Source organism: Hydrogenophaga sp. (assembly GCF_028698005.1).
GTDB lineage: Bacteria > Pseudomonadota > Gammaproteobacteria > Burkholderiales > Burkholderiaceae_C > Hydrogenophaga.
Map to the genome: position 1 here is coordinate 1 of NZ_JAQVEJ010000172.1, position 5,964 is coordinate 5,964.

Genomic DNA, 5,964 nt, shown 5'->3' on the forward strand with positions numbered 1-5,964 from the left:
CGCGCAAGTTCATCGACTACGTGCTGTCCGACGCCGGCCAGACCGCCGTGGCCAAGACCTTCCTGATTCCCGCACGCTCCGACGTGGCCGCGCGCCGCCCGGCCCTGGACAGCTTCAAGACCCTGCCCCCGGCCGACGCGCAGGAACGTCTGGGCCGCCAATCCCTGCTGGAGCGCTTCACCGAGCTGTTCATCCGCCATTGATGTTGCCCCATCGCTCGCTGCTGACCATCTGCATCGGCACTCTCGCCGCGCTGGTGGTCGTGCCCCTGCTGTTCGTCGTCCTGCAGGCCAGCTTCCCCGACCTCGCGCAGGGCTCTTTCGCGCGGCCGCTGACCCACCTGGAGGACACGCTGCGCGATCCGGCCATACCGGGCCTGATCGGCAACACGCTCAAGCTGGGCCTGGCGGTGGTACTGGCCAGCGCGCTGCTGGGCATCCCGCTGGGCGTGCTGCGCGGCCTGTTCGACGTGCCGTTGGCGCGCCTGTGGGACCTGGCCTTCCTGGTGCCCTTCATGGTGCCCCCCTACATCGCGGCCATGGGGTGGATCCTGCTGCTGCAGCCCGCCGGCTTCCTGCAGCAGCTCAGCGGACTGCACCTGGGCGGCACGCTGTTTTCGTTCCTGGGCGTGGTGCTGGTGATGGCGCTCAACCTGTTCCCGGTGGTGTACTTCGCCGTCTCGCGCGCAGTGGCCGCCAGCGGCTCGCGCCTGGGCGAGGTGGCACAAATCTTCGGCGCCAGCCCATGGCACGCCTTCCTGCGGGTCACGCTGCCGCTGGCCCTGCCCGCGCTGGCCGCCAGCCTGCTGCTGGTGTTCGCCGCCACCATTGAGGAATACGGCACGCCCGCCGTGCTGGCCTCGAACGTGGGCTTCTTCGTGCTCGTCACCGGCATTGAGCAGCGCTTCAGCGACTGGCCTATCGATCTGCCCGGTGCCGCCGTGCTGTCGGTCATCCTGATGACACTGGCTCTTCTGGCCTATGGCGCCCAGCGCTGGGTGACGGCCGGACGCGACTATGAAACCCAGACCGGCAAGCCGGTGGTGCGCGGCGCGCGGCCGCTCGGCCCCTGGCAGGCGCCGGCACTGCTGCTGTTCAGCTCCGTCGCCGTGCTGGCCACACTGGCGCCGCTGCTGTCCATCGGTGCCACCGCCTTCACCGGCACACTTTCGGGCGGCCTGGCCTGGGACAACCTCTCGCTGCGCCATTTCGACGCCCTGTTCGCCCAGGGCTCGGCCGCACTGTCGGCGCTGGCCACCAGTCTCGCGCTGGCCACCGGCACGGCGCTGCTCACCGGCGTTGTCGGGGCCCTGCTGGCCTACACTGTGCTGCGCGCGCCCTCGCGCTCGGCCGGCGTGCTCGACGCACTGGCCATTCTGCCTAACGCCATGCCGGGCATTGTGGTCGCGGTCGGCCTGATCCTGGCCTGGAACCAGCCCTGGCTGCCGTTCACGCCCTATGACACCTGGCTCATCCTGCTGCTGGCCTACGCCTGCCTGCTGCTGCCCTACCCGGCGCGCTATGCACATGCGGCACTGCGCCAGATCGGCCGCAATCTCGAAGCCAGCGCCTTCGTGCACGGCGCCGGCTTCTGGACCACGCTGCGCCGCATCGTGCTGCCGCTGCTGGGCCCGAGCGTGGGTGCTGCCATGCTGCTGGTGTTCGCCATCGCCTCGCGCGAGCTGGTGGCCTCGCTGCTGCTGACGCCCACCGGCATGCAAACCGTCTCGCTGTTCATCTGGCGCCAGTTCGACCAGGGCTCGGTCGGCCAGGGCATGGCCATGAGCCTGATCACCATCGCGATCACCTGCACGCTGCTGGTGCTGGCCAGCGGGCTGCGGCGGTGGTCGGTCCGCGCCCGATAAAATTGACCGTTATCAAAGGAACTGCCTCCGATCGGGCCTACAGTTGCACGCCATGAACACCACCGCAACCGCCGCCGACACCACCGCCACCCCCGCCGCCCAGGGGCTCGCATGGTCCGAGCACCTGCGCACCGGCGATGGCCGCATGGACGACACGCACGAGGAGTTCGTGCAGATGCTCAACGAACTGCTGGCCCTGCCCGAGAGCGAGCAACTGCCCCTGTACCTGAAGTTCATCGACCACACCGTCGAGCACTTCGCGCAGGAAGAGCGCTGGATGGTGGCCGTCGGCTTCGCACCCGACAACTGCCACGCCAGCCACCACGCCACCATCCTGGAGACCATGCGTGCCGTGGTCGAGCACCACGAAAAGGGCGACACCGACATCATCAACCGCCTGGCCGAGGCCCTGGTCGAGTGGTTCCCGCAGCACGCCGCCAGCATGGACGCCGGCCTGGCCCTGCACATGAAAGAAGTCGGCTTCGACTCGCGCACCGAAACCCTGGCCGACCCGTCCAGGGTGCGGCCGGCCACCATGACCGGCTGCGGCAGCGTGACTTGCAGCTAGGGCTGGTCAGACACGCGCCCTGAGCGCGGTCTTGAGCACCTTGCCGTAGTTGTTCTTGGGCAGCGCCTCCACCACCACATAGCGCTTGGGGCGCTTGAAGCGTGCGATGTGGTCCAGGCAGAAGGCGTCGAGCGCGGCCACGTCCGGCGTGGCACCGGGCTCGGGGACGACGAACGCCACCACGATCTCGCCCCATTCGGGGTCGGGTGCGCCGACCACGGCCACCTCGTGCACGCCCGGCGCTTCCAGCAGCACCTCCTCGACCTCGCGCGGGTAGATGTTGCTGCCGCCGCTGATGATGAGGTCCTTGCTGCGGTCCTTGAGGGTGAGGAAGCCGTCGGCGTCCAGTGCGCCCATGTCACCGGTCCACAGCCAGCCGTCGCGGATGGCGGCCGCGCTGGCCTCCGGGTTGCGCCAGTAGCCGGCCATCACGCTGTCGCCCCGGATCAGCACCTCGCCCACCTCACCCGGCGGCAGCGACCGGCCATCAGGGCCTGCGACGCGGATGCGCACGGGCGTCTGCGCCACGCCCACCGAGGCGATGCGCTGTTCATGGCGCGGATGGGCGACATCGGCCAGGTGGACGCGACTGAGCACGGTGCCTGTCATGGGACTTTCTCCCTGACCATAGATCTGCACAAAGCGCGGACCCATCACGCGCAACGCGCGCCGGATGTCGGCCACGTACATGGGGGCGCCGCCATAGACGATGGTCTTGAAACTGCGCGCGCAGTCCCCGGGCGTCAGCCCCTGCGCCTGGGCTTCGTCGACGATGCGTTTGACAATGGTCGGCGCGGCAAACATCGACAGCGGCCCCAACTGGCGGCCCAGGTCGAACAGCTCGGCCGCGTCGAACCCGCCCGAGAGCGGCACCACGTGCCGTGCACCGGCCATGAGGTGCGCAATCGCGTACAGGCCCGCGCCGTGCGACATGGGCGCCGCATACACGATCGCATCGCCCGAAGCCACGTGATCGACATCGTTGAAGTACCCCATCCCCATGGTCATGAGGTTGCGATGCGTGATCATCACGCCCTTGGGCCGGCCCGTGGTCCCGCTGGTGTAGAACAGCCAGGCGGTGTCGTCCGCCGCACGCTCCTCCACCGTGGCCATTGCCACCCCCTCATTGAGCCAGGCTTCGCATGCCTCGCCGTCCACATCCATCACGGCACCCAGCCCCGTGAGCGCCGACAGATCGGGCACGATGTCGCGCGTCACGAACGCCAGCCGCGCCTGCGAGTTGTCGGCAATCCACTGCACCTCGCGCAGATGCAGCTTGGCATTGACGGGCACCGCCACCAGTCCGGCCCACCACGCCCCCAGCAACAGTTCCAGATAGCGCGGATGGTTGCGCATGAACAGCAGCACGCGCTCGCCCGGCTGGAGCCCGGCATGCCGCATTCGTGCCGCCAGACGCGCCGAGCGCTGCCCCCATTGGGCGTAGGTGGCCACCGCCTCGGTGCCGTGGAAAATGGCCGCGCGGTCGGGATGCTCCTGTGCCCGGCGCTGCAGCAGGTGAGCCAGATTCATGGCCGATGTCTCCGTCGTTGTGGTTGCTCTGCCCGAAACGATACAGTGTCCGCATGCCGCAAGATGTCCCGCCCCTGATAGCCGCCCTGCTCGATCCGCGCCGCGCCCCCGAACCCTGCACCCGCATTGGGCTGATCGAGACCCACGGCGCCTGGGTGCTGCTGGGTGACACCCATGCCTGGAAGATCAAGAAGCCGGTGCGCCTGCCCTTCATGGACTTCGGCACGCTGGCCCTGCGCCGTGCCGCCTGCGCGGCCGAGATCCGCGTCAACCGCCGCTTCGCCCCCCGCCACGGCCCGGCCCTCTATCAGGGCGTGCGGCCCATCCTGGGCCCCGCACACGACCCCCGCTGGGGCCCGCTGGACGCGCTGGACGCCCCCGGCGCCATCGAGTACGCGGTGCAGATGCGCCGCTTCGACGAGGCCGGCCGGCTCGACCACCTGTGCGCGCAAGGAGCGCTGGGCATGGACGACGTGCAGGCGCTGGCGCAACACGTGGCCGCCTTCCAGGCGCGCGCCGCAGTGGCCGACGCCGCCAGCCCCTGGGGCCGGCCGGCGGATGTGCTGGCGTGGGCACGCGACAACTTCCCGCCACTGCGGGACCGCCACCCGACGGGCGACGCCGCCACCGAACTGGCCTGGCTGGCCGAGTGGACCGAAACACGCTTTGCCGCGCTCGCCGGGTGGCTGGCCCGGCGCCGCGCCGAAGGCCGCGTGCGCGAGGGCCATGGCGACCTGCACCTGGCCAACCTGGTCAGGCTGGGTGACGAGGTGGTGGCCTTCGACGCCATCGAGTTCAACGACGCCCTGCGCTGGATCGACACCGCCAGCGACATCGCCTTCACGTGGATGGACCTGCGTCGCCAGGGGGCGCCCGGACTGGCCAGCGCGCTGCTGTCCGCCTGGCTGGACGCCAGCGGCGACACCACGGCGCCGCCGGTGCTGCCCTTCTTTGCCGTCTATCGCGCGCTGGTGCGCGCCAAGGTGGCCGCCATCCGGCGCACCCAGACCACGCACGACGCCGCCGCATGCGCGCGCCTGGACGAGGAGATCGGACAGTCGCTGGCCCTGGCGCGCCACATCGCGCAGCCCCCCGCCCCCCGGCTCGTCATCACCCATGGCCTGTCGGGCAGCGGCAAGACCTGGGCCTCCACGCGCTGGCTGCAGGCCGAGTCCAGCGGCCACGCCATCCGCCTGCGCTCGGACGTCGAGCGCAAGCGCCTGCACGGCCTATCGGCCCTGCAGGCCAGCGGCTCGGGCCTGAACAGCGGCCTGTACACGCCGCAGGCGCACGGCGACACCTACGGCGCACTGCTGTCGCGCAGCCGCACCCTGCTGCAGGACGGCTGGTCGGTGATCGTGGACGCGGCCTTCCTGCGGCGCAGCGAACGCGCCGCCTTCGCCGAGCTGGCCGCCAGAATCGGCTGCCCGTTCCACATCCTGGCCTGCGAGGCGCCGCCCGAGGAGCTGCGCCGCCGCATCCGCGCCCGCCAGGCGCGCGGCAACGATGCCTCCGAGGCCACCCTGGCGGTGCTGGACCAGCAGTTCGGCTGGCTCGAGCCGCTGGACGCGGCCGAGCGCGACGCCACGGTGGCGGCGCCTGCGCCCGCGGTTTGAGCACGCGGACCACCAGAAAATTTCAAACGGCACCGGGCGGCTTTCAGGCCAGCCAGCCCAGGGCTCCGCTAACATCGGCGGCATCCTGTTGTTGCGCCTGTGGAGCCTGCCCATGCCCGTGATCACCAACATCGAAGACCTGCGCGTCCTCGCCCAGCGGCGCGTGCCGCGCATGTTCTACGACTACGCCGACTCGGGCTCCTGGACGGAGGGGACCTACCGCTCCAACGAAGAGGATTTCCAGACAATCAAGCTGCGTCAGCGCGTGGCCGTGAACATGGAAGGCCGCACCACGGCCACCACCATGGTGGGCCAGCCCGTGACCATGCCGGTGGCCATCGCCCCGGTGGGCCTGACCGGCATGCAGCACGCCGACGGCGAGATCC

The 5,964-nt window shown here is 70.2% G+C and carries 5 protein-coding genes and 1 pseudogene; 5 read left to right on the forward strand and 1 reads right to left on the reverse strand.

Going from position 1 to position 5,964, the window contains the following annotated elements; all coding sequences use genetic code 11:
* From PHQ87_RS13770 to PHQ87_RS13780, 3 genes and pseudogenes are all read left to right on the forward strand, one after another.
* Positions 1-203, forward strand: a pseudogene (locus PHQ87_RS13770) (ABC transporter substrate-binding protein); the annotation flags it as partial.
* A complete protein-coding gene (locus tag PHQ87_RS13775; protein WP_300235470.1) occupies positions 203-1,864 on the forward strand; it encodes an iron ABC transporter permease in 1,662 nt (553 codons plus the stop codon). The pseudogene PHQ87_RS13770 and the gene PHQ87_RS13775, both read left to right, overlap by 1 nt.
* Positions 1,865-1,916: 52 nt before the next feature.
* A complete protein-coding gene (locus tag PHQ87_RS13780; protein ID WP_300235473.1) occupies positions 1,917-2,432 on the forward strand; it encodes a hemerythrin domain-containing protein in 516 nt (171 codons plus the stop codon).
* A 6-nt stretch (positions 2,433-2,438) separates the two neighbouring features.
* Here PHQ87_RS13780 and PHQ87_RS13785 read toward each other — a convergent pair whose 3' ends face one another.
* Positions 2,439-3,962, reverse strand: a complete 1,524-nt coding sequence (locus PHQ87_RS13785; RefSeq protein ID WP_300235476.1) for an AMP-binding protein — start codon at positions 3,960-3,962, stop codon at positions 2,439-2,441.
* Positions 3,963-4,015: 53 nt separating this feature from the next.
* Here PHQ87_RS13785 and PHQ87_RS13790 point away from each other — a divergent pair, with 53 nt between their 5' ends.
* On the forward strand, positions 4,016-5,578 hold the full coding sequence (locus PHQ87_RS13790; RefSeq protein ID WP_300235479.1) for a bifunctional aminoglycoside phosphotransferase/ATP-binding protein: 1,563 nt from the start codon (positions 4,016-4,018) through the stop codon (positions 5,576-5,578).
* Positions 5,579-5,690: 112 nt separating this feature from the next.
* Positions 5,691-5,964: alpha-hydroxy-acid oxidizing protein (locus PHQ87_RS13795; protein ID WP_300235481.1), on the forward strand; the 274-nt coding region annotated here is incomplete at its 3' end.

Coding starts and splice junctions, on each gene's coding strand:
- PHQ87_RS13785 (WP_300235476.1), bottom strand. CDS start 3,962: ATGAATCTGGCTCACCTGCTGCAGCGCCGGGCACAGGAGCATCCCGAC.
- PHQ87_RS13790 (WP_300235479.1), top strand. CDS start 4,016: ATGCCGCAAGATGTCCCGCCCCTGATAGCCGCCCTGCTCGATCCGCGC.
- PHQ87_RS13775 (WP_300235470.1), top strand. CDS start 203: ATGTTGCCCCATCGCTCGCTGCTGACCATCTGCATCGGCACTCTCGCC.
- PHQ87_RS13780 (WP_300235473.1), top strand. CDS start 1,917: ATGAACACCACCGCAACCGCCGCCGACACCACCGCCACCCCCGCCGCC.